Annotated in this window: 20 protein-coding genes; 11 read left to right on the top strand and 9 right to left on the bottom strand. The window is 71.6% G+C overall.

The window, feature by feature from the left end; all coding sequences use genetic code 11:
* Positions 1-3: 3 nt before the first annotated feature.
* Both OG331_RS42210 and OG331_RS42205 read right to left on the bottom strand, forming a co-directional pair.
* On the bottom strand, positions 4-1,416 hold the full coding sequence (locus OG331_RS42210; RefSeq protein WP_406207038.1) for an MFS transporter: 1,413 nt from the start codon (positions 1,414-1,416) through the stop codon (positions 4-6).
* Entirely contained in the window at positions 1,413-2,615 is a 1,203-nt protein-coding gene (locus OG331_RS42205; protein ID WP_406207035.1) for an alpha/beta fold hydrolase, read from the bottom strand. Before OG331_RS42205 ends, OG331_RS42210 begins: the two co-directional genes overlap by 4 nt.
* Positions 2,616-2,723: 108 nt before the next feature.
* Between OG331_RS42205 and OG331_RS42200 the strand changes: the two genes are divergently transcribed.
* Positions 2,724-3,341 (top strand): TetR/AcrR family transcriptional regulator, encoded by a 618-nt coding sequence (locus OG331_RS42200; RefSeq protein WP_328429343.1) that lies wholly within the window; start codon positions 2,724-2,726, stop codon positions 3,339-3,341.
* Positions 3,342-3,394: 53 nt separating this feature from the next.
* Here OG331_RS42200 and OG331_RS42195 read toward each other — a convergent pair whose 3' ends face one another.
* Entirely contained in the window at positions 3,395-3,802 is a 408-nt protein-coding gene (locus tag OG331_RS42195) for a DUF2690 domain-containing protein (RefSeq protein WP_406207031.1), read from the bottom strand.
* A gap of 22 nt (positions 3,803-3,824) precedes the next feature.
* Between OG331_RS42195 and OG331_RS42190 the strand changes: the two genes are divergently transcribed.
* Complete coding sequence (locus OG331_RS42190; RefSeq protein ID WP_406207029.1) at positions 3,825-4,283, top strand: hypothetical protein; 459 nt, start codon at positions 3,825-3,827, stop codon at positions 4,281-4,283.
* Here the strand turns inward: OG331_RS42190 and OG331_RS42185 are convergent.
* Positions 4,256-4,678, bottom strand: coding sequence for a secondary thiamine-phosphate synthase enzyme YjbQ (locus OG331_RS42185; RefSeq protein WP_406207027.1), 423 nt, complete (start codon positions 4,676-4,678; stop codon positions 4,256-4,258). The genes OG331_RS42190 and OG331_RS42185 overlap by 28 nt on opposite strands.
* Before the next feature lie 145 nt (positions 4,679-4,823).
* Between OG331_RS42185 and OG331_RS42180 the strand changes: the two genes are divergently transcribed.
* The 6 genes from OG331_RS42180 (at position 4,824) to OG331_RS42155 (ending at position 10,103) form a co-directional block, all read left to right on the top strand.
* A complete protein-coding gene (locus OG331_RS42180) occupies positions 4,824-4,907 on the top strand; it encodes a putative leader peptide (RefSeq protein ID WP_349817350.1) in 84 nt (27 codons plus the stop codon).
* Positions 4,908-5,050: 143 nt separating this feature from the next.
* Entirely contained in the window at positions 5,051-5,941 is an 891-nt protein-coding gene (locus tag OG331_RS42175) for an ABC transporter permease (protein ID WP_406207024.1), read from the top strand.
* Positions 5,914-6,717, top strand: coding sequence for an ABC transporter ATP-binding protein (locus OG331_RS42170; RefSeq protein WP_406207021.1), 804 nt, complete (start codon positions 5,914-5,916; stop codon positions 6,715-6,717). The genes OG331_RS42175 and OG331_RS42170 overlap by 28 nt, the downstream gene beginning before the upstream one ends.
* Before the next feature lie 26 nt (positions 6,718-6,743).
* The gene (locus tag OG331_RS42165; RefSeq protein WP_406207018.1) at positions 6,744-7,769 is read left to right on the top strand and encodes an ABC transporter substrate-binding protein; all 1,026 of its coding nucleotides are present in this window, start codon (positions 6,744-6,746) and stop codon (positions 7,767-7,769) included.
* A gap of 1 nt (position 7,770) precedes the next feature.
* Positions 7,771-8,940, top strand: coding sequence for an LLM class flavin-dependent oxidoreductase (locus tag OG331_RS42160; RefSeq protein ID WP_406207015.1), 1,170 nt, complete (start codon positions 7,771-7,773; stop codon positions 8,938-8,940).
* 74 nt (positions 8,941-9,014) lie between these two features.
* Entirely contained in the window at positions 9,015-10,103 is a 1,089-nt protein-coding gene (locus OG331_RS42155; RefSeq protein WP_406207012.1) for an NAD(P)-binding domain-containing protein, read from the top strand.
* A 126-nt stretch (positions 10,104-10,229) separates the two neighbouring features.
* Here the strand turns inward: OG331_RS42155 and mltG are convergent, their stop codons facing one another.
* Positions 10,230-11,096: an endolytic transglycosylase MltG gene (gene mltG / locus OG331_RS42150; protein ID WP_406207009.1), complete on the bottom strand. Its 867-nt coding sequence runs from the start codon at positions 11,094-11,096 to the stop codon at positions 10,230-10,232.
* A 43-nt stretch (positions 11,097-11,139) separates the two neighbouring features.
* Entirely contained in the window at positions 11,140-12,942 is a 1,803-nt protein-coding gene (locus OG331_RS42145) for an ABC transporter ATP-binding protein (protein WP_406207006.1), read from the bottom strand.
* Between the two features lie 93 nt (positions 12,943-13,035).
* Here OG331_RS42145 and OG331_RS42140 point away from each other — a divergent pair, with 93 nt between their 5' ends.
* Complete coding sequence (locus OG331_RS42140) at positions 13,036-13,485, top strand: MarR family winged helix-turn-helix transcriptional regulator (protein WP_406207003.1); 450 nt, start codon at positions 13,036-13,038, stop codon at positions 13,483-13,485.
* Between the two features lie 142 nt (positions 13,486-13,627).
* On the opposite strand, the gene OG331_RS42135 is transcribed toward OG331_RS42140, so the two are convergent.
* From OG331_RS42135 to OG331_RS42125, 3 genes are all read right to left on the bottom strand, one after another.
* Positions 13,628-15,139, bottom strand: a complete 1,512-nt coding sequence (locus OG331_RS42135) for a cation:dicarboxylate symporter family transporter (RefSeq protein WP_406207000.1) — start codon at positions 15,137-15,139, stop codon at positions 13,628-13,630.
* Positions 15,140-15,314: 175 nt separating this feature from the next.
* Positions 15,315-16,952, bottom strand: coding sequence for a peptide-N4-asparagine amidase (locus tag OG331_RS42130; RefSeq protein ID WP_406206997.1), 1,638 nt, complete (start codon positions 16,950-16,952; stop codon positions 15,315-15,317).
* Between the two features lie 51 nt (positions 16,953-17,003).
* Positions 17,004-17,750, bottom strand: a complete 747-nt coding sequence (locus OG331_RS42125) for a hypothetical protein (RefSeq protein WP_406206994.1) — start codon at positions 17,748-17,750, stop codon at positions 17,004-17,006.
* Between the two features lie 630 nt (positions 17,751-18,380).
* Here OG331_RS42125 and OG331_RS42120 point away from each other — a divergent pair.
* Positions 18,381-20,231, top strand: a complete 1,851-nt coding sequence (locus tag OG331_RS42120) for an ABC transporter transmembrane domain-containing protein (protein ID WP_406206991.1) — start codon at positions 18,381-18,383, stop codon at positions 20,229-20,231.
* Complete coding sequence (locus OG331_RS42115) at positions 20,228-22,021, top strand: ABC transporter ATP-binding protein (RefSeq protein ID WP_406206988.1); 1,794 nt, start codon at positions 20,228-20,230, stop codon at positions 22,019-22,021. Before OG331_RS42120 ends, OG331_RS42115 begins: the two co-directional genes overlap by 4 nt.
* The last annotated feature ends 312 nt before the right edge of the window (positions 22,022-22,333 follow it).

Genomic DNA, 22,333 nt, shown 5'->3' with positions numbered 1-22,333 from the left:
GGGTCACTCCTTCGCTGTGGGCTCCGCGTCCGCACTGGAGGCGGCGGACACGCTGGAGGCGGCGGACGCGCTGGACGTCGCCGGGTGTGCGGCGAGCAAGGTGAGGGCGTCCCGGTCGGGTCGGATCAGGAGCGCCGAGACCACGGCACCGGCGATCAGCAGACAGGCGGCCAGGTCGAAGGCCCGACCGTAGCCGGCGGCCTCGGTGGGCGCCGCGTCGATGATCCGCCCGGTGACATAGGGGGCGAGCAGGCTCGAGAGGGCGGCGAGGGCGTACGAGAGGCCCAGGGCGGCGCTGCGCCGGCCGGCCGGGCAGATGTCCGCGATCGCCGCGTTGGTCAGGGGGGTCTGTCCGTTGCCCGCGGAGAACGCCAGGACCAGCAACGGCAGCAGGAGGGGGGCGGGACCGGCCCGAGTCGCGAGTAGCAGACACAGGCCGGCGAGAAGCGGCAGCAGCGCGCCGACCAGTCCCTGCGCGACCCGGGCGGTCACCCCTCTCCGCAGCAGCCGGTGCGCGACGGCTCCCGCGGTGAGGACCAGGACGGCCATGGACAGGGCCGGCAGCCCGACGATCCCGCTGATCTCCGCGTCGCTGAAGCCCACCTGGTCCTCCAGGAAGAGCGGCAGCCAGGCGAAACCCAGGGAGAGCGTCCACATGACCGCGAAGGTGGAGAAGGTGGCCCCGAGCCAGGTGCCCGTTGTGACGATGCGCCGGAAGGGGACCGTGGGGCGCGCCCCGTCGGCGGAGACCGTCGGGACGTCCCCTGCCGACGGTTCGTCGTCTGCCTGTCCGGGGCCCAGGTGTGCGGCGTACGGCCCGCCGCCGCCGACCCGCAGCCAGACCAGGGTCCACACCACGCCTGCGGCCCCGAGCAGGCCGAACGCGGCCCGCCAGCCGAGGGTGTTGGTGACCAGGACGACCAGCGGGGCGGCCAGGACGGTGCCCCCCGCGCCGCCCGCGACCACGACGGCCGAGGGCAGCGCGCGCCGCTTCTCCGGAAACCAGGTGAACGCCGTGTAGTTGGCCAGCGGGAAGCCCGGCCCCTCACCCGCACCGAGCACGATCCGGGTGGCGACGAGGGCTCCGAATCCTGTGGCGGGGAGGAGGATCGGCAGTTGCGCCGCCGCCCAGACGAGGGCGAGCACGGCGAGCAGGGGCCGGGGGCGGATGCGGTCGCCCAGGAAGCCGACCGAGACGGCCGAGAGACTGAACAGGAGGTAGAAGCTGCTGGCGATGGCGCCGAACTCGGTGGCGGAGAGCCCGAGGTCGTCCTTGATGGGGCCCGCGGTCAGGCCGAGGACGGCCTTGTCAGCGGCGTTGACGACGATGAAGAGCGCCAGCAGGGCCAGGACGGTGCGGGCCCGGCGGCGGGTGCCGTCCGCCGTGGCCGACCGGGTGTCCGCCCCAACGGTCATGCGCGGGCCAGACGTTCGTCGAGCCAGTCGAAGACCCGCTGGTGAAAGCGGAGTGCCGCGCCCTCCTGACAGTGTTCGCCGGCCCCTTCGGCGACGGTGAACAACATCAGCTCCTTCGCGCAGCGCAGCGCCTCGTGCACCCGCCGGGCCTCGCCGTGAAAGGCCAGGTCGTTCTCCGCGTCGAGGACGAGCGTGGGGCAGGTGATGTGCGCGGCCGCGGTGTCGAGGTTGTACGGCGCGCAGGCGCGCAGCGCCTCGGGGGGCGTCTTGGCCCCGAAGACCCACATGCCGTGCCGCACGAACCAGCGCGCCTGGGTGCTCTGGGCCATGCTGACGGCCAGCGCGGGCCCGGCCACGTCGTCCCGGCCGTCCGTCACCCACTCGCCCAGGTAGGGCGGAATGCCGCGAAGGGGGACCTCGTAGAAGTCGTAGACCCCGTTGTGCAGGACGCACGCGGCGAAGCGGTCCTCGAAGGCCGTGGCGCGGGCGGCCAGCAGTCCGCCGAAGCTGGTGCCGAACAGCACAAGCCTCTCAGGGTCCACCTCAGGGCGGGTCAGGGCGTGGTCCACCACGGGCGTGACCACGTGTTCCCAGTCCGGCCGGAAGACCAGTCCCTGCTCCCGCCGGACGGACTGCTGGCCTGGGCCTTCGAAGGCGAGGACGTGGTAGCCGCGGCGCAGTGCCCCGCCGGCCGCCATGAAGTACAGCTCCTCCAGGGTGGAGTCGTATCCGCCGTGGTGGATGACGGTGGGCCGGCTGCGGCCCGTGTCGTCCACGAGGAACAGGTATCCCGGGAGGGTGGTGTCCTCGTAGGGGATCCGCAGGGGCACGACCGGAGTGTCGAACAGCTGTGCCGCCTGCGCGAAGGTCTGCCGCGAGCACCGGGCGAGGCGGGCCGACTCGAGGTCGGCGTCCCGGTCCTCGACGCGGAAGAAGTCGGCGGTGCGGTAGTAGTTCGAGGCCCGCAGGAGGGACTCGCGGGCGCTGACCCGGTGGCCGGCGGCGAGTGCCTCGGCACCGACACGGTGGAGGCGTTCGGCGACGGCGGTCCACCCCCGGCACCAGGCCTCCTCGTCGCCGTCGGGGATGTTGCGGCAGGCGGCCAGGACCTCGCCGAGATCGGCGCCCGCGTAAGCGGCGTGCCCGGCCGTGCGCAGCGCCTGGAAGGAGAACGCCGCGTCGTCGAAGAGGAACTTCATCGGGACCCCTTTCAAGATGGAACGGAACAGGGCCGTTCCGTCTCGCGCCGGAACGTACACCCGGCCCGGACGGAACGCAACCGTTCCGTTCGGTGTTAATCTCCCGCAGTGGAATCGACCAGCCGTGACGACGTCGACCGCAGGCCCACGGGCTCCGCGGTCCTGCGGGAGTCCGTGACCGAGACGATCAGGCGCGCGGTGTTCGAGGAGCTCGCCCAGACCGGGTTCGCCCGGATGTCGATGGAGGCCGTGACCCGCCGGGCCCGCGTCGGCAAGGCGGCCCTCTACCGCCGCTGGCCCTCCAAGGAGGCGATGGTCGTGGAGCTGGTCTCCGAGGCCGCCGCCGAACACCTCCCCGCGACGGCCGACTCCGGATCACTGCCCGACGACGTCGAACGGTTCGTCCGGGACACCATGGCCGACCTCCGCCATCCACTCGTCGGCCGGATCGTCCCCGACCTGGTTGCCGAGTCGGCCCGCAACCCCTCGCTGAGTGCCGCGCTCCACGAGGCGGTCCTCGCCCCCCGGCGCGCCGCGGTGGCGACGGTGCTGCACCAGGCGATCGACCGCGGAGAGCTGCCGGCCGACATCGACATGGGCCTGGCCGTCGACCTGTTCGGCGCCCCGTTGTACTTCAGGATGCTCGCGGTCGGCGGACCCACCGACGACGCCTACGTCGCCCGCCTCACCCGCGCCGTCCTCTCGGCACTCGCCGCCAGCCGCTGAGCGAGGCCCCAAGGCGCGACGCACTCGCGCGCGTCACCGGACGCGGGCATGAGTCAGGCGTGCAGCGCCGAGAGCTGTCGTGCCGGGACCATCTGCGTGAAGAGGTACCCCCTGGCGTCGAACTTGTCGGCGACGGCGGCCCGTTGGGGCGGGCTTCCGGGTGCGGTGATCTCGACGCGATCGCCGACCCGGGTCTGCCAGATCCGCGTCCAGGCCGCATCGCATCGCGCGCTGAACCTGATCTCGAACCCGGCTCCCGCGCGGGTGCGCCAGCCGGCCGGCGTGCGCGCGTCCCGTCCGCAGGCCATGCTCCGCGGATCGCCGCCCTCGCAGGCCTGTCCACGACAGCCCGGCGGCGGAACCGACACCGTCGTGGCCTCACCGGGTGACACCTCCCCGCCCGTCAGCCAGACCATCCCCACCGCAAGGGCGACGGCAGTCCCGACCACGAGGGCCGTCACACGCCGCGCCGTCCGGCCGACCTTGGGGGACTCCCCCGACGCCCCGCGCGACGCGCTGGAGTTCGTCACCGTGCACTGCTGCGAGGAGAAGCCGTACCACGAGGGCGAGGCCTACCTGAAGATGCCCTTCGACGTGCAGAAGCGCCTGGCCACGAGAAGTGGGAGCCGGGCAAGCAGGACCCGCGCGGCTCCCGATGGACGGCATGCGCTCCCGAATCGCGGACCGCCTGCGGGGCAAGCCGGGCGGCGGCGGAGGCTCCGCCCCCGGCCCCGGCCCCGGCCCGAGTACGAGGCGCTACCGGGCGCCGGTTCCTTCCAGATCTGCCGCCGCGACCCGCTGATCACCGCCATGGGCAAGCGCCTGGTCGCGGAGGGCTGCGGCCGTTACGAGGAGGGCCCGAGCCCCGCCCGCCGACAAGCGGGCAGACGGTCGCCAGGACAGTCCCGCTCGGTTCACCCCATGAAGCTCAATCGCACCTGACGGCTCGGATTATCCCTATTCGTATCCACGAGGCACACCGACTGCCACGTCCCGAGTTCCAGCCGCCCGTTCAGCACCGGCAGCGTCGCGTGCGGCGGGACGATGGCCGGGAGGACGTGGTCGCGGCCGTGGCCGGGACTGCCGTGGCGGTGCTGCCAGCGGTCGTCGGCGGGGAGCAGGGTGTGCAGGGCGGCCAGGAGGTCGTCGTCGCTGCCGGCGCCCGTCTCGATGATCGCGATGCCGGCCGTGGCGTGCGGCACGAAGACGTTCAGCAGACCGTCGCGGCCCTGCGCCACCTCCCGCAGGAAGGCCTCGCATTCGCGGGTGACATCCACGACCCGCTCCGAGGAGCCGGAGGCGACGTTCAGAACTCGGGTGGTGAAGGCGTCTGACATGTTCTCCATCCTGGCCCATCCATGGGAGTTCACGCGCGAGGACACGTGCCGGCGGCGGCAGCGTGACGACCGGGCCGCGATACACGAGGTCCACTTCGCGAGACACCGTTGACCGTCACGGCGCCATCTGGCTAATTTCAGCGGCATGTTGCGTTCAGCCCTGCTCACCACGCGCGGTCACATCGACCTGCTGCGGGTGGCCTCCGCCGCGTGTCGCCGCGGCTGCTGACGCCCTTTCCTCGCTTCTCCCGCGTTCCTCGCGCCTGCTCACCCCCCTGCCCGCACGCCTGATGCCCTGATCGTGCATCCGGCGCGGCGGGTCCGCGGCGCGGCGCGTCTCATCACCTGCCGCTCTCCTCCCGTGGAGCACTCATGAGCATCAGCCACGCCCCGCCCGATTCAGTTGAATCCGATATTTCCGATATCGCCGATCCAGTCGGCGTCGCTGAGGGCCCCTCCCCCGACCTCGTCCCGCTCGTCCCCACCTCCTCCCGCCGCACCCGCGTGCCCCGCTGGCTGCGTCGCACCACCGGACCGCTGCTGCTGCTCGCCCTCTGGCAACCCCTCAGCAGCACCGGTGTGTTGACTGCGGACGTGCTCGCCTCACCCGGCCGGATCGCGCAGGTCGGGGGTGACCTGATCGCCGACGGCTCGCTGACGTCCGCCATGGGCACCTCACTGCAGCGCGTCGCGCTCGGGCTGCTGCTCGGCACGGTCGTCGGCACCGGACTCGCCCTGTTGTCCGGGCTGTTCCGGATCGGTGAGGACCTCGTCGACGCGCCCGTGCAGATGCTGCGGACCGTGCCCTTCGTCGGGCTCATCCCGCTGTTCATCATCTGGTTCGGCATCGGCGAGGCCCCCAAGGTCGCCATCATCACGCTCGGCGTGACGTTCCCGCTCTACCTCAATGTGTACGCCGGAATCCGCGGCGTGGACGCCCAGTTGATCGAGGCCGGGGAGTCCCTGGGGCTGTCCAGGTGGGGGCTCGTACGGCACGTCGTACTGCCCGGCGCGCTGCCGGGTGCCCTGACCGGCCTGCGCTACTCGCTCGGCATCGCCTGGCTCGCCCTCGTCTTCGCCGAGCAGGTCAACGCCGACTCCGGCATCGGGTTCCTCATGGTGCAGGCACGGGACTTCCTGCGGACCGACGTGATCGTGGTCTGCCTGATCGTCTACGCCTTCCTCGGCCTGTTCGCCGACTTCATCGTCCGCTCCCTCGAAAGGCTGCTGCTGCAATGGCGACCGACGTTCACCGGCCGGTGAGCCCCAAGGCCACCGAGGCCGTGCCTACCACCCGGGCCGCCCAGGCCGCCCATGTCGCCGCACAGACCGTCCAGGCCGTGCACGTCGAGGGGCTGACCCGCTCCTTCGACGGGCGAGCCGTCATCGACCGGCTCCACCTGGACGTCCGCCCCGGCGAGTTCGTCGCACTCCTGGGCCGCAGCGGCTGCGGCAAGTCCACGCTGCTGCGCATCCTCGCCGGCCTCGACCGCGACATCGAGGGCACCGTCCTGGTACCGCGCCGCAAGGCCGTCGCGTTCCAGTCGCCGCGGCTGATGCCCTGGAAGAAGGTGTGGCGCAACGTGCTGCTCGGCCTGCCGGGCAAGCCCGGTCGTGCCGTCGCCGAGCAGGCGCTCAAGGAGGTCGGCCTGGACCACCGTAGGGACGCGTGGCCCAAGACTCTCTCCGGCGGCGAGGCCCAACGGGCCTCTCTCGCCCGGGCGTTGGTCCGCGAGCCGGATCTGTTGCTGCTCGACGAGCCGTTCGGTGCGCTCGACGCGCTCACCCGGATCAAGGCTCAGCGCCTGGTCGGCGAGTTGTGGCAGCGGCGCGGCTGCGCGGTGCTGCTCGTCACGCACGACGTGGAGGAGGCGGTCCTCCTCGCCGACCGCGTCCTCGTGATGGACGACGGGGTGATCGCGCACGAACAGCGCATCGACCTCGACCGGCCCCGCGACATCGCAGACCCCCGGTTCGCGGAACTGCGCGCCGGACTCCTGGAGCGGCTCGGCGTCGACACCGCCGCCGAAGCCGCCTGAACCACCCACCCCAGAACGGAACCATCATGCGACGACGTCTCGTCCCCGCCGCGCTTCTCCTCCCCCTCGCGCTCCTGCTCACGGCCTGCGGCGGGAACTCGTCCGCCAGCACGGGGTCCGACACCGACGGCCAGGGCTCCCTCACCCTCAACGTCGGTGACCAGAAGGGTGGTTCGGAGGCGATCCTGCGCGCCGCCGGAGAGCTCGAGAACCTCGACTACAAGATCAAGTGGTCCACCTTCAGCTCCGGCCCGCCGCTTCTGGAGGCCGTCAACGCGGGGGCCGTCGACATAGGCGGTGTCGGCAACACGCCGCCCGTCTTCGCGGCCGGCGCGGGCTCGAAGATCAAGGTGGTGGCCGCCTGGCACGGCACGTCCAAGGGCGACACCATCCTCGTCCCGAACGACTCCAAGCTGTCCGGGACCGCACAGCTCAAGGGCAAGTCGATCGCCGTGGCCCAGGGTTCCTCCGCCCACTACCAACTGGTCGCCTCCCTCAAGAAGGCCGGGCTGAGCCTGAGCGACGTGAAGGTCAAATACCTCCAGCCGGCCGACGCGCTGGCCGCGTTCACCTCCGGCAAGGTAGACGCGTGGGCGGTGTGGGACCCGTACACCTCGCAGGTGCTCAAGGCGAAGCAGGGCCGTGTCCTGACCACCGGCGACGGCATCACCAACGGGCTGACCTTCCAGGTGGCGGCGCCGAGCGCGCTGCAGGACAAGAAGAAGGCCGCCGCCGTCAAGGACTACCTGGAGCGGCTGCGGCGCGCCCAGCAGTGGGTGTACTCGCACGAGGACGACTGGGCCAAGGTCTGGGCGAAGGACACCGGGCTGCCCGAGGACGTGGCGCTGGCCGCGGTGAAGCGGACGTACACCACCCGGGTCGCGGTGGCCGTCGACAAGCCGCTCATCGCCTCCGAGCAGGAGATCGTCGACACGTTCGCCGATCTGAAGCTCATCCCGAACAAGGTCGACTTCGGCGCCTTCACCGACACCCGGTTCAACGGTGACCTCCCGCCGTCGACCGCCGCGCCCCGTCCCTCGGAAGGCTCGTGACATGACCGTACGTCTCCACTGGTTCCTGCCGACGGGCGGCGACGGCCGCACCCTCGTCGACCGGCACGCCTACGGGTCCAACCAGGGCGGGCGGCCGAGCGGGGTGCGCCCGCCGGACATCGACTACCTGGCCCAGATCGCCAAGGCCGCCGAGCAGTTGGGCTTCGAGGCGGTCCTCACGCCGACCGGCACCTGGTGCGAGGACGCCTGGCTGACCACGGTGGCCCTGGCGCAGCACACCGAACGCCTCAAGTTCTTGGTGGCGTTCCGGCCGGGCCTGATCTCGCCGACGCTCGCCGCGCAGATGGCGGCGACCTACCAGCGCATCACGCGCGGGCGGCTGCTGCTCAACGTCGTCACCGGCGGCGACTCGGCCGAGCAGCGCCGCTTCGGCGACCGCCTCGACCACGATCAGCGCTATGCCCGCACGGACGAGTTCCTGTCCGTCGTACGCGGGGTGTGGCGCGGTGAGCCGTACGACTTCCACGGCGCCCACTACCAGGTCGACGGCGGGCTGACTGCACTGCCGCCGGAGCCGGTGCCGCAGCTGTTCTTCGGCGGTTCCTCCCCGGCGGCCGGGCCGGTCGCGGCGCGGCATGCGGACGTCTATCTGACCTGGGGCGAACCGCCGGCGCAGGTGAAGGAGAAGATCGACTGGATCCGCTCGCTCGCCGAGCGGGAGGGGCGCACGGTCCGGTTCGGGATACGGCTGCACACCATCTCGCGCGACTCGTCGGCGGAGGCCTGGTCCACCGCCAACCGGCTGCTCGACGACCTCGACGCCGACACGGTCGCTGCCGCGCAGGCGGCACTGGGCCGCAGCGAGTCGGTGGGCCAGCGGCGCATGCTCGCCCTGCACGGCGGTTCCCGCTCCGACCTGGAGATCCACCCGAACCTCTGGGCGGGCGTCGGACTCGTCCGGGGTGGCGCGGGGACGGCGCTGGTCGGCAGCCATGCCGAGGTCGCGGATCGGATCGAGGAGTACCACGCGCTGGGAGTCGAGCACTTCGTGCTGTCCGGGTATCCGCATCTGGAGGAGGCGTACTGGTTCGGGGAGGGGGTGATTCCCGTACTGGCGGCGCGCGGGTTGATCGGCGATATCGCCGACATCCCCGATGCGGCCTCGGAGGCGGTGGCCGGGGTTCCGCTGCTGGTCGCGGGCGGGCGCTGAGCTCTCGGGGCCGGCGCCGCCGGCCCCCTCCGGGCCTCGGGAAGATCCACGGCCTCGATGCGGTTGGTAGAACCGTGAATGATGCCGAGGCGGTCAACATCGTCGACGTGGTCGTCATAGGCGCTGGTCAGGCCGGTCTGTCCAGCGCCTATCACCTGCGGCGCACCGGGTTCGAGCCGGACCGCGACTTCGTCGTGCTCGACCACTCCCCCGGTCCCGGCGGCGCCTGGCAGTTCCGGTGGCCGTCCCTGACGTACGGCAAGGTCCACGGGATGCACGCGCTGCCCGGGATGGAGCTGACCGGCGCCGACCCCGAGCGGCCGTCGTCCGAGGTCATCGCCGAGTACTTCGACCGCTACGAGCGCACCTTCGGCCTACGCGTCCGACGGCCCGTCGACGTGGCGGCCGTGCGCGAGGGTCCGGACGGGCGGCTGCTCGTCGAGACCTCGGCGGGGACCTGGTCGACGCGGGCGCTGATCAACGCGACCGGCACCTGGGACCGGCCGTTCTGGCCGCGCTATCCCGGCCAGGAGACGTTCCGGGGACGGCAGTTGCACACCGCCCACTACCCCGGGCCGCAGGAGTTCGCCGGGAAACGGGTCGTCGTGGTGGGCGGCGGCGCCTCCGGTACCCAGCACCTGCTGGAGATCGCCCGGTACGCGGCCGCCACGACGTGGGTCACCCGGCGCCCGCCCGTGTTCCGCGAGGGTCCCTTCACCGAGGAGTTCGGCCGGGCCGCCGTCGCGCTCGTCGAGGAGCGGGTCCGGCAGGGGCTACCGCCGAAGAGCGTCGTCTCGGTCACGGGGCTGCCCCTCAACGACGCCATCCGGCAGGGGCTCGCGGACGGCACCCTGGACCGGCGGCCCATGTTCGACCGGATCACGCCGGACGGCGTGGCGTGGAACGACGGGCGCCGCGTGGACGCCGACGTCATCCTCTGGGCGACCGGCTTCCGCGCCGCCATCGACCATCTGTCCCCCCTGCACCTGCGCGAGCCGGGCGGCGGCATCCGCGTGGAAGGCACACGCGCGGTCGCCGATCCCCGCGTCCACCTGGTCGGCTACGGCCCGTCCGCCAGCACGATCGGCGCCAACCGAGCCGGCCGCGCGGCCGTACGGGACATCAGGCGGTTGCTGGCCGAGGAGCCGGTGGCGGCCGCGTGACGGGCGGGCGAGCCATCCGGCCCGGCGGGCGCGGCGTTGCCCGAGGCGCCGACGTCCACCGCACACGCACGCCCGCCCACCGGTCCACGTCCCGCCGCGCCGGGTCGCACAAGACACCCCGCCGGCTCACTTCGTCGGCTTCGGGCTCGCCTTCTGCTTCTTCAGCTTCTTCTGCTCGGCGTTGAACTCGGCCACGTTGCGCTGGTGTTCCGAGTAGTCGGCCGTGAAGCGGGTGTCGCCGGGTTTGACGGTGACGAAGTAGAGCCAGTCGCCCGCGGACGGATTGATCGCGGCGCGCATCGCCTCCTCGCCCGGGTTGGCGATCGGCGTGGGCGGCAGGCCCATGCGCTGGTACGAGTTGTACGGGCTCTCGATCCGCGTGTCGGCCTCGGTGGTCCTGAGCGTGGAGCGGTTCAGGGCGTAGTTGATGGTGGAGTCCATCTGCAACGGCATCCCGCGTTCCAGCCGGTTGTAGACGACCCGGGCCACCTTGCCCATGTCCGGCTTGGTGGCGGCCTCGGCCTGGACGATGCTCGCGATGGTGACCGCCTGATAGACGTTCATCGAGTTGCGCTGCGCGCCGGCGGCGATCGGGGCTCCGCTGAACTTCTTGTTGGCGGTGTCGACCATGGCCGACAGCAGGGAGTCGGGCGTAGCCCTCTTCCCGTCGCGCTCAAGCGGATACGTCGCCGGGAAGAGGTAGCCCTCGGGGTTGCCGTCGGCGTCGTTCGGCAGTTTGAGGTCGAGCTTCGCGAGCGACTTCTTCGTGGTCCCGGCAGGCAGGGTGAGCGCCTTGTCGACGGCTGTGTAGATCCGGCTCGCGCGCCAGCCCTCCGGGATCACCAGCGTGGTGGGCTTCGCCTCCTCCTCACCCACGCTCAGCAGCGGCACCGCCACGGCGGTGCCGGCCACGACGGCGCCGGCGGCGATGAGGGCGATACGGCCCCGGCGCGTCAGTCGAATCGTGCTCCGTGACGGAGTGTTCATGTGCATGCGGGCACGGTAACCCCCACATGCTCACAAACTCGGCATAACGTCACCCCGTCGGCTCCAGTTGGGCGTCTCGGCGGACCAGCCCCGCATACCGCCCGTCCCGCTCCAACAGCTCCTCATGGGTGCCCCTTTCAGCCACACGCCCCGCATCGAGTACCACGATCTGGTCGGCGCCCCGAATGGTGGACAGACGGTGCGCGATGGTCACCGTGGTGCGGTTGGCGGACAGGGCGTCGATGGCCTGCTGGACGGCATGTTCGGTGCGGGTGTCCAGGGCGCTGGTCGCCTCGTCGAGGATGAGGACCGGCGGGTCACGAAGGATGGTGCGGGCGATGGCCAGCCGCTGCTTCTCACCGCCGGAGAAGCGATGACCGCGCTCGCCGACGACCGTGTCGTAGCCGTCGGGCAGGGCCGCGATGTGGTCGTGGATCTGGGCCGCCTTCGCCGCCGCATGCAGTTCCTCGTCGGTGGCGTCCGGCTTGGCGAAGCGCAGGTTGTCCGCGATCGACGCATGGAAGAGGTACGTCTCCTGCGAGACGACGCCGACCGCGCGGGCGAGGGTGTCGAAGTCGAGGTCGCGCACGTCGACCCCGTCGAGGGTGACCCGGCCGCCCGTCACGTCGTACAGCCGCGGCACGAGGTGGCCGAACGTCGACTTCCCGGCGCCGGTCGGGCCGACGACCGCGAGGCTGCCGCCCGCCGGGACGGTCAGGTCGATGCCGTCCAGGATCGGGCCGCTCTTGCCGTCGTACCGGAACTCGACGTTCTCGAAGCGGACCTCGCCCTTGATGTTGTCGAGGCGGGCGGGGTTGTCCCGCTCGGTGATGTCGATGGGCAGGTCGAGGTACTCGAAGATGCGCTGGAAGAGCGCGAGCGAGGCCTGGATCTGGACGCCGGTGGACAGCAGGCTGACCGCCGGACGGAACAGGCCCTGCTGGAGCGAGACGAAGGCGACGATCGTGCCGATCGAGACCTGCGGGCCGCCGAGCTGGAGGGCCATCCCCGCGGTCCAGTAGATGAAGGCGGGCATCGCGGCCATGACGATGGTGATGACGGCCATGCGCCACCGGCCGGCCATGTTCGACCTCACCTCGAGGTCGACCAGTCGCTCGGACTCGTCCGCGAAGGTGTCGGTCAGCGAGTCGGAGCGGCCCATCGTGCGGCCGAGCAGGATGCCGCTGACCGAGAGCGACTCGGTGACCGTGGCGGCCATCGCGGCCATCTGCTTCTGGCGCTGGGTGGTGATCTTCTTGCGTTCGTTGCCGACGCGCCGGCTGATCCAGACGAAGGCCGGCAGCAGGAGCAGCGAGACGACGGTCAGGCGCCAGTCGAGGGCGAGCATCGCGACGATCGTGGCGACCACGCTGGTCAGGTTGGAGACCAGGGAGGTCGCGGTGGACGTGACGGTGGCCTGCATACCGCCGATGTCGTTGGCGATGCGGGACTGGACCTCGCCGGTGCGGGTGCGGGTGAAGAAGGCGAGGGACATGCGCTGGAGGCGGCCGTAGACCGCGGTGCGCAGGTCGTGCATGACGCGCTGGCCGACCGTCGTGGAGATCAGGGTCTGCAGCACGCCGAAGACGCTGGTCAGGACCGCGCTGAGGATCATGCCGAGCGCGAGCAGGCTGAGCAGGCCGGTGCGGCGCTCGGGGATGGCGACGTCGAGGATCGCCTTGAGGAGGAAGGGCGTGGCGACGCCGACCAGCGACGAGGCGCCGACGAGGAGGCCTACGACGGCCAGGCGGCCGCGATAGGGACGGAAGAGCTTCAGGATGCGGCGCACCTGCCGGGGCTGTTCCTGCTCCTCGGCGAGTGGCGTCCGGACGGGTTCGTGCTCGGGATGCATGGGCTCCTACGGAGGTGTGGCGATGCGGACTGACGGAGCTTAGCTCATTGTTACCTATGCTCACAATGAATGTAGTCCTGATATTGTTCCCGCATGACCACCCCCGATCCCGACGGCCCGCTCACCGAGCAGCTACTGCGCTTCACCCGCCGGGTGCACCGGATCCAGAAACGCCACCTGCACGAGTGCGGCCTGGGCGTCACCCCGGCCCAGTCCCGCCTGCTGCGCACGCTCGCGCACTACGACTCACCACCCCGGATGGCCGATCTCGCCGAGCGCCTGGAGGTGGTCCCGCGCGCGGTGACGACGCTGGTCGACGGGCTGGAGGCGAGCGGGAAGGTACGGCGGGTGCCGGATCCGACGAACCGGCGGGTGATCCGGATCGAGCTCACCGACGACGGGCGGGGGGCTCTGCGGGAGCTGCACGGTGCACGCCGGTCGGCCGCGGCGGAAATTCTCGCGCCGCTGACGGACGAACAGCGTGGGGTGCTGGGCGAGTTGCTGGACACGCTGATCGACGGGGCTGCCGAGCCGCGGTGTTGAGCGGCCTTTGGCGAGGGGGCACGTCGCGCCGAGAGGGCACGCGAAGCCGAGAGGGCACATGAAGCCGAGGGGCACATGAAATGGCCGCGGCCACCGCTCCATGCTGCTGGAGTGGTGGCCGCGGCCATTGCGGTGGGCGGGCTCAGCCGGCCCCGGAAGCCGTCTCCTTTGCACCCTGGACCGGCACGGCGACGGGCTCCTCGGGACCCGGAGCCTCAGTCCCGGAGGTCCCGGAGGTCCCGGAGGTTCCGGAGGTCCCGGAGGTCCCGGAGGTCCCGGAGGTCCCGGAGGTCCCGGAGGCCCCGGGCGTCCCTGGCTTCCCGAGCCGCACCTTCTCCGATTCCTCGTCGTCCAACTCGACCACGATCTCGCCGTCCAGCACCTTCTTCGCCCGCTCCTTGTCGAGAGCCCCCTCCCAGCGGGAGACCGCGAAGACGGCGACGCAGTTGCCGAGGAGGTTGGTGACGACGCGCATCGAGTCCATGATGCGGTCCACGCCGAGGAGCAGAGCGACGGCTCCGGCCGGGATGGCGCCCAGCGAGGAGGCGGTCGCCGACAGGGCGAGGAAGGCCGAGCCGGGGATGCCCGCCATGCCCTTGCTGGTCAGCATCAGCACCAGGACCACGGTGATCTGCTGGCTGAGACTGAGGTCCACGCCCACGGCCTGGGCGATGAACAGCGTGCCGATGGACAGGTAGAGCGAGGCACCGTCGAGATTGAAGGAGTAGCCCGTCGGCAGCACCAGGCCCACGGCGTCGTCGCGGGCGCCCGCCTTGCGCAGCTTCTGCATCACACGCGGCAGGACGGACTCGGTGGAGGCGGTGCCGAGCGCGAGCAGCATCTCCTCGCGGATGTAGCGCAGGAACTTCCAGAGGCTGAGCCCGGTGACCACCTTCAGGGCGACGGCGAGCAGCGCGATGAAGAGCGCCGCGGCGGCGTAGCACAGCACGATCAGCTTGCCGTACGTCTCGATGACGCCGAGCCCGTAGTTGCCGATGAGGACGGCCATCGCGCCGAACACCGCGATCGGGGCCAGCCGCATGACGAAGCCGACGATCGCGAAGATGATCTCCTGGGCCTGCTCGATGGCGGGCAGCACCTGCGGCACCTTGGTGTGGCCGAGATGCAGCAGCGCCGCACCCACCAGGCAGGCCAGGACGAGCACTTGGAGGAGGGAGTTCTCCGCGAAGGCCCCGATGAACGAGGTCGGGATCGCCTCCAGCGCGAACTCGGTCGTCGAAGGCAGCTGCCCGCCGCCCGTCTTCGCGTCGACCGCCGAGGCGTCGAGCGTGGACGGGTCGACGTTCATCGCGGCACCGGGCTGGACCACGTTGGCGGCGAGAAGGCCGATGACCAGCGCGAGCGTGCTCGCGACCTCGAACCAGATCAGCGCCTTCAGCCCGATCCGGCCGAACGCCTTCAGATCACCGGCCTTGGCGATGCCGACGACGACCACGCAGAACACCAGCGGGGAGATGATCGTCTTGATGAGCCGGATGAAACCGTCGCCGAGCGGCTGGAGGTCCGCGGCGAATCCGGGCCACAGCTTCCCGACGACGATTCCGAGTACGAGCGCGCAGGCGACCTGCGCGAAGAGAGAGGTACGCAGTGTGCGTGCGACGCGTCGCGGAAGGGACGGTACGGGCGGCGGCACGGGAACTCCTTGGGGACGGCGGCACACAGAAGCCCCAAGGGGACGGCGGGACTTCTGCCATACGGAAAGCGCATTCCGTGGCGATCACATTGAGGGTGATGTTGGTCCCGCACAAGACCCCCGTGTTGCATCCGCGTAAATCACGCCCCGAGTGGCACATCGCACACAACTGGCCTCAACAGCCCCGGCGATCCTCGGTGAGTACCCCCTGGACGCTGGTGAGTGAGCGGTCGTAACAGCCGCCTGCCCCGCCCGAGCCGCCCGGGCCGCGGGAGCCGCCCGAGCCGAACAGCCGATAGCGCTCGCTCGTCGTGCCGACCGCGTGCCGTTGGTCGCGTGGCACGTTCAACGTCCATGCGGCGTCGCCCTCGACGGTGTCATCGAGCCACGACCACGCGGTCCGCCGTCCGCCTTCGGTCGTCACGACCCCGGCACGGTCACCGAGGGTCAGCACCGTGCGCAGCCGGTCGTCCGCGCCGATCGTGATCGAGCCGTCCATCGTGTACGTCCGCTGCGTGCGCGTCGTCCGGGCGGGCCCGCGTCCGTCGACGGTCACCGACTGGTCGTCCGTCCAGGTGGCGTCGAGGGCGTCCAGGTTCTCGCCGTCGGTCCAGCGGTGCGCGGAGCTGTTCGCGAGCGACCGGCGCACGGTGGTCGTCACCCGGCCGTGCGAGGTGTCGACGTATCCGGCGACGGTCAGCCGGTGACCACCCTCGGTGATCACCCGGTGCTCCGAACCGGGCGTGTACGTCGAGGAGTTGGCGAGGTCACCGACCTTGTGCGCGGTGAGTCCGCCGGTGACGTGGGCACTCTTCGCGTCCTGGCGGACGAGGACGTTCACGGGCGCACTCCAGCCGCTCTGCCCCTCCGGGACGCCGACGACGGAGACCTCGACGCGGTGCGGGCGCCCGTCGCTGAGGAGCCCGGCGAACGGCGTCAGGTCGTATTCGATCGGCTTGACGTCGAACGCCCGCGGTCCCGGAGTGACGTACCAGAGGAAGGGGTTGGACCAGCCGCCCGTCCAGACGTGCGGGAACGGCGCGGCGATGCCGGCGAGTTGACCGTCGACCTCGACCTGCACCTCACGATAGGGGCCGCCGGCGGCCTTGCAGGAGTACGGCGCCGGCTCGGGCGCCGACAGGTACCAGAACTCCTCACAACCGCCGCCGGAGCCGGTGGCGTACACCTCGGCGACGATGCGTTCGCTGTTGCGCGGCGTGGTGAGCGTGCCGTCCCGGAGGGTCAGGACGCGGTCGGGGGTGCCGGCGGCTGGGCGGCCGGCGTAGAACGTCAGCGTGACCTTGACGTCGATGACGCCGGTGTACGTGTCGTCGACGACGTTCCCGATGAGCATCTCGACGTCCTGGCTGCGCCGGAAGGTGTCGCTGTATCGCGTGACGTCCTTCTCCACGGACCACTCGATCCCGTCCGGGGACGGCTCCGGGGTCGACGTACGGAAGACCTCGACCCCGCCGACCTGCAGATGGCCGAGCCGGTCGTACTGGCGCCCCTTGACCTTGCCGTCCATCCGCAGCACGACCTTGCTCCAGCGGTCACCGCAGCCGTCGGGCGGGGTGTAAGTGCCCTTGTACGGGGTGAAGTCGCGGAACTGTGCCTCGGCGACGGTGACTTGGCAGGACTTGCCGGAGGGCTCGGTGACGGGCGGGGCGGCGGTGAGGGGGTCGTGCCAGTCGGTGCCGAACTCGGCGGGAACTTCGGGGAGTTGGGCCGCGGGAGCGGGGCGCGCTCCGAGGAGGGTGCTCGCCAGGAGGGTCACTCCCGCGAGCATGGACATGACGATCCGTCTCTTCATGGCCGGTGTTCTACGGCGAGTCGGGCATCCTCCGCAATGACGCCTACCGCGTCAGTGCGGGCGCTTCAGGTCACCCCTGTCCCCCATCACCACCACGGGATGGCGATCGGGGTCGAGCGTGCGCAGCAGGTACTCCATCGCCGATCCGGACAGACTGACGCAGGCCGACGTGCCGCTGCCGTGGTCCATGTGCAGCCAGATGCTGCCGCCCTTGTGCCGGCCCTCGGGACGGGTGGGGTCATTGGGCGGGGTGCCCTTGACGCGGTTGTAGTCGATGGCAATCACGTAGTCGAAGTCGTGCCAGTACGACTTCGCCCACCAGCGCGGCGCGGCGAACGCACCTGACCGCGTGTACGGCAACTTGGACCCGGGGTTCTTCCGTACGCCGCCCGCGTCGCTGAGCGTGAACACCCCTACGGGGCTGCGGTTGTCGCCCTCGTGATGGTCGGTGGTCCAGCCCTTCTTGCCGTTGTGCGCGGGCCAGCTGCGCATGCGGTCCCAGGCGGAGCCGCGCTTGGTGTAGAGCACGACCGTGGCGTCCGGGGAGTTCTTGCCATCGCCGTAGACCGCCACCACCTGGCGCGACTCGGCCGGGATGCGGCGCTGCCACCGGTCGCCGACGCCCGGGATGCGCGTCGGGTCCACGGTGGCGGCCGGTCGCGTGGGCGCAGCTTTGCCGCCGCCCGAACCGACGCCGTGCTGCGCGCCGCCGCACGCGGTCAGGGTCGTGAGGGCCGTCAGGAGGGAGCCGAGGGCCGCCGCCGCGACCATGACTCGCCGTAGTCCGCCGTTCCGCATCGGTCCATGGTCGCACCGCAGTCGGGGCGGTGGCGGGAGCGACGGCTGGCCGGTCGCGACGGCTGACCGGGGGCGACAGCCGACCGGGGGCGAGCACGGCAGCCGGCGGGCAGCGCGGGCAGCGGCCTACCGGCGGGGAGAGCCACTGCCCTGGCGGCAACGTGGGCGGCGCCGGTCGACGGGCAGCCGGGGGTGGCGAGGGCGGCTACGGCTTCAGCAGCGAGCAGCGGGGCGCGGCAACGGCCTCAGAGCAGCGAGCGGCGGCGGGGGGCGGCAATGGCCGCAGGCAGAGGGCCGGGCCGACAGCGGGAAGCCGCAACGCCGTCGGAGGCCTCAGCGGTAGCGGGGGCCATCACGGCTTCTCGGGCCGGACTGGCAACCGGAGCCGCAACGCTTCTCGGGCCGGACTACCACCGGAGCCGCAACGCTTCTCGGGGCCGGCGCGGCAGCCGGATCTGTGCGGCGGCCGGGAAAACCGCTTGCGTCCGGCCACGCTGCGACGCGAATCTGTCACGGTTTGCTGCTCCGCGGCGCCGATCCGCCGAGCGCTGCCCGCTCCCCGTATCGGCACCCGAACCGCACCTCATCCCCATCCCTGATCCCCCCACTGACACGAGCCACTGGGACGTCATGCAGATTCAAGACCTTCCGTATCCCGATCCAGGTGTGCCGGACGCACGCTCGGGTCCCCGATTCCTGTGGTGGCTCTTCCGGAACCAGCTGGACGGACAGCTGAAGGCCCTGGCCTGGGGGCTGCTGCACTTCCTGTCCGTCTCCGCGCTGCCGTTCTGCGTCGGCGTCGCCGTACAGGCCGTCGTCGACCGCTCCGGCAGACAACTCGCCCTCGCGGGCGGCCTGTTGGTGCTGTGCTGCATCGGGAACGCGCTCGGCGACACCTTCCTGCACCGCACCGCCGTCACCAACTGGATCACTGCCGCCGCCCGCGTCCAGCAGGTACTGGCCCGCAAGGCCGCACAGCTGGGCTCGGCGCTGACCCGGCGCGTCGCGGCCGGTGAGGTCGTGGCCGTATCCACCGGTGACGTCGAGAAGATCGGCTGGTTCGTCGAGGCCTGGTCACGGTTCACGGCGGCTGCGGTCACCCTCGTGGTGGTCTGCGTCGGCCTGGTCGTCTACCAGCCCGCGCTCGGTGTGGTGATCGCCGTGGGGCTGCCCCTGCTGGCGGTCGCCGTGCTGCCGCTGCTGCCCCGGGCGACCCGACGCGCCGACCTCCAGCGCGAGAAGGCGGGCCGCGCCACCGAGCTGGCCTCCGACACCGTCGCCGGCCTGCGCGTCCTGCGCGGCATCGGCGGCGAGGAGCTCTTCCTCGACCGCTACCGCAGCGCCTCCCAGGAGGTACGCCACGCGGCCGTGCGCAGCGCCCGGATGTGGTCCCTGATCTCGGCGATCCAGGTGCTGTTGCCGGGCCTGCTGCTGATCGCGGTGGTCTGGTACGGCGTCCACCTGGCCCGCCAGGGCCGGGTCACCGTCGGCGAACTGGTCACGGTCTACAGCTCGGTCATGATCCTCACCTATCCGCTCCGCCACTTCGAAGAGATCGCGATGGCCTACTCCTTCTCCCGGCCCTCGGCCCGACGGGCCGCACGTGTCCTGTCGCTGGAGCGGGTCACCGACACCGACGGGTCCCGCGACGGGTCCGAGATGCCCTCCGGGGATCTGTACGACCCGGACACCGGACTGCTCGCCCCCTCCGGCCGACTCACCGCCGTGGTGTGCGGCGACCCGGACGCGGCGGGACGGCTGGCCGAACGGCTGGGCGGACACCCCTCGGAGGAGGGCGCGTCGGTACTCCTGGGCGGTGTCCCGCTCGACGAGTTGCCGCTCGACAACGCCCGTACGGCCGTCCTCGTACAGGACAAGGACCCCGTACTGCTCTCCGGGACACTGCGCGAACTGTTCGACGTACCCAGGTCCGGCGACGTCGGTGCCGAGGAAGCGCTCGCGGCGGCGCAGTGCGAGGACGTCCTCGCCGCACTGGTCCAGGGATCGCTCGACACCGAGGACCCGATGGAGGCCCGCATCACCGAGCGCGGCCGGTCCCTGTCCGGCGGCCAGCGCCAGCGCATCGCGCTCGCCCGGTCGCTGGTCACGGACCCGGAGGTGCTCGTCCTGGACGAGCCGACCTCGGCCGTCGACTCGCACACCGAGGCCCGGATCGCCGAGGGCGTGCGGAACCTGCGGGCGGGGCGCACGACCGTCGTCTTCACCTCCTCGCCCCTGCTCCTGGACCGCGCCGACCGGGTCGTGCTCGTCCACGAGGGCGAGGTCGCGGCGGTCGGCGTGCACCGCGAACTGGTCCACGCCGAGCCGCGGTACCGGGCCGTCGTGACCCGGGAGACCGAGGATGAGGCGGCCCGCGACGAGGCACTGCCCGAAAGGGCCGCCCGCCAGAGCGGATTGCGTGAAGGGTCCGCCCTCAATGACGTCCTGAAGGAACTGGAAGAGATCGAGGAGTCGGCATGATCGGCGTTGCGCCACCGGCGTACGACCCGGCGGCCCCGACGACGGCGAACACGCTGCCGGTCGGCGCCCCCGCGACCGTACGCGCCTATGTCGTCGAGTTGTTCCGCCGGCACCGCCGCGCCTTCGTGCTCCTCGTCATCGTCAACACGGTCGCCGTGGTGGCTTCCATGGCGGGGCCATGGCTGCTGGGCGGGCTGGTGGAGCGGGTGTCGGACGACACCGGCACCGGCACCCGTGAGCTTCATCTGGAGCTCACCATCGGCCTGTTCGCGGTCGCCCTGCTCATTCAGGCCGCGTTCGTCTGGCAGGTGCGGCTGCGCGGCGCGATGCTCGGCGAGCGGATGCTGGCCGACCTTCGCGAGGACTTCCTCGTACGGTCGGTCGGCCTGCCGCCCGGTGTCCTGGAGCGCGCCGGGACCGGTGACCTGCTGTCCCGGATCACGACGGACATCGACCGGCTGGCCAACGCGATGCGCGAGGCCGTGCCCCAGCTGGCGATCGGCGTCGTGTGGGCCGCCCTGCTGCTGGGCGGGCTCGTCGTCACGGCGCCCCCGCTCGCCGCCGCCGTGCTGCTCGCCGTGCCGCTGCTGGTGGTCGGCTGCCGCTGGTACTTCAAGCGTGCGCCCGCCGCCTATCGCTCGGAGGCCGCCGGATACGCCTCCGTGGCCGCCGCGCTCGCCGAGACCGTGGACGCCGGGCGCACCGTCGAGGCCCACCGCCTCGGCGGACGCCGGATCGAGCTGTCGGAACTGCGGATCAAGCAGTGGACGGCGTGGGAGCGCTACACGCTCTGGCTGCGGTCGGTGCTCTTCCCGGTCATCAACGTCACCCATGTGACCGTGCTCGCCTCCGTTCTGATCATCGGCGGGGTGTTCGTCCTGCAGGGCTGGATCGGGGTCGGTCAGCTGACGACGGGTGCGCTCATCGCCCAGATGCTGGTCGACCCGGTCGGACTGATCCTTCGCTGGTACGACGAGCTGCAGGTGGCCCAGGTGTCGCTGGCCCGGCTGGTCGGAGTCCGCGACATCGAGCCGGACGCCGGGGACGCCCGGCTGGCACCCGACGGCCGCGACGTGCACGCCGACCGGGTGCACTTCGGGTACCTGGAGGGCGTGGACGTGCTGCGCAAGGTCTCCCTCGAGGTCGCCCCCGGCACCAGGCTGGCGCTGGTCGGCCCCTCGGGCGCGGGCAAGTCGACCCTGGGCCGGCTGCTCGCGGGCATCTACGCGCCCCGGGACGGCCGGATCACCCTCGGCGGCGCCGAACTGTCCCGGATGACCGCCGAGCGGGTCCGCTCCCACGTGGCCCTGGTCAACCAGGAGCACCACGTGTTCGTCGGCTCCCTGCGCGACAACCTGCTGCTGGCCCGCACCGACGCGACCGACGCCGAGCTGTGGGCGGCGCTGGGCGCGGTCGACGCGGACGCGTGGGCCCGTGCACTCGACGACGGTCTGGACACCGAGGTCGGTTCGGGCGGGTTCGCGCTCACTCCCGCCCAGGCCCAGCAGATCGCGCTGGCCCGTCTGGTGCTGGCCAACCCGCACACGCTGGTCCTGGACGAGGCGACCTCGCTCCTCGACCCCCGCGCGGCCCGCCATCTGGAACGCTCCCTGGCCCGCGTGCTCGACGGCCGCACCGTCGTCGCCATCGCCCACCGCCTCCACACCGCCCACGACGCGGACGTCATCGCCGTCGTCGAAAACGGCCGGATCAGCGAGCTGGGCAGCCACGACGAGCTGGTCAGGGCGGACGGGGCGTATGCGGCGCTGTGGCGGTCGTGGCATGGGTGAGCAGGCGAGACGGGAGGAGGGGAGGCCGGCCGGGCCGCGGGGCCTGGAAGGCTGATCCCGGGTATGCCGCCGGCTGAGCGAGGGGCGTGGGCTGCCGGGCGGGGCGGGTGGGCAGGTCGGGCAGGTCGGGCCGGTCGGGCGGACGGGTCGGACCAGTCGGACAGGCCGGGGACGCCGGCCGGTGGGCCGAGTGAGGCCAGGGTCCTGTCCCACCCGACTGAGAGCACGCAGGGCTGAGCGGGGTGGCTCGGGTGACTGGAGCGGGAGGCGCGGTCCCGGGGCCCCAGGTGTCGGGAGCCGGGGCCCAGGTCC

This window comes from Streptomyces sp. NBC_01017 (assembly GCF_045162795.1).
Taxonomy (GTDB): domain Bacteria; phylum Actinomycetota; class Actinomycetes; order Streptomycetales; family Streptomycetaceae; genus Streptomyces; species Streptomyces machairae.
This window is presented reverse-complemented; position numbering and strand designations above follow the sequence as displayed.

Excerpts from the sequence above, each read along its gene's own strand:
- OG331_RS42160 (WP_406207015.1), top strand. The coding sequence starts at position 7,771 with ATGACCGTACGTCTCCACTGGTTCCTGCCGACGGGCGGCGACGGCCGC.
- OG331_RS42205 (WP_406207035.1), bottom strand. The coding sequence starts at position 2,615 with ATGAAGTTCCTCTTCGACGACGCGGCGTTCTCCTTCCAGGCGCTGCGC.
- OG331_RS42175 (WP_406207024.1), top strand. The coding sequence starts at position 5,051 with ATGAGCATCAGCCACGCCCCGCCCGATTCAGTTGAATCCGATATTTCC.
- OG331_RS42185 (WP_406207027.1), bottom strand. The coding sequence starts at position 4,678 with ATGTCAGACGCCTTCACCACCCGAGTTCTGAACGTCGCCTCCGGCTCC.
- OG331_RS42210 (WP_406207038.1), bottom strand. The coding sequence starts at position 1,416 with ATGACCGTTGGGGCGGACACCCGGTCGGCCACGGCGGACGGCACCCGC.
- OG331_RS42170 (WP_406207021.1), top strand. The coding sequence starts at position 5,914 with ATGGCGACCGACGTTCACCGGCCGGTGAGCCCCAAGGCCACCGAGGCC.
- mltG (WP_406207009.1), bottom strand. The coding sequence starts at position 11,096 with ATGCACATGAACACTCCGTCACGGAGCACGATTCGACTGACGCGCCGG.
- OG331_RS42145 (WP_406207006.1), bottom strand. The coding sequence starts at position 12,942 with ATGCATCCCGAGCACGAACCCGTCCGGACGCCACTCGCCGAGGAGCAG.
- OG331_RS42120 (WP_406206991.1), top strand. The coding sequence starts at position 18,381 with ATGCAGATTCAAGACCTTCCGTATCCCGATCCAGGTGTGCCGGACGCA.
- OG331_RS42180 (WP_349817350.1), top strand. The coding sequence starts at position 4,824 with ATGTTGCGTTCAGCCCTGCTCACCACGCGCGGTCACATCGACCTGCTG.
- OG331_RS42125 (WP_406206994.1), bottom strand. The coding sequence starts at position 17,750 with ATGCGGAACGGCGGACTACGGCGAGTCATGGTCGCGGCGGCGGCCCTC.
- OG331_RS42130 (WP_406206997.1), bottom strand. The coding sequence starts at position 16,952 with ATGAAGAGACGGATCGTCATGTCCATGCTCGCGGGAGTGACCCTCCTG.
- OG331_RS42115 (WP_406206988.1), top strand. The coding sequence starts at position 20,228 with ATGATCGGCGTTGCGCCACCGGCGTACGACCCGGCGGCCCCGACGACG.
- OG331_RS42165 (WP_406207018.1), top strand. The coding sequence starts at position 6,744 with ATGCGACGACGTCTCGTCCCCGCCGCGCTTCTCCTCCCCCTCGCGCTC.
- OG331_RS42140 (WP_406207003.1), top strand. The coding sequence starts at position 13,036 with ATGACCACCCCCGATCCCGACGGCCCGCTCACCGAGCAGCTACTGCGC.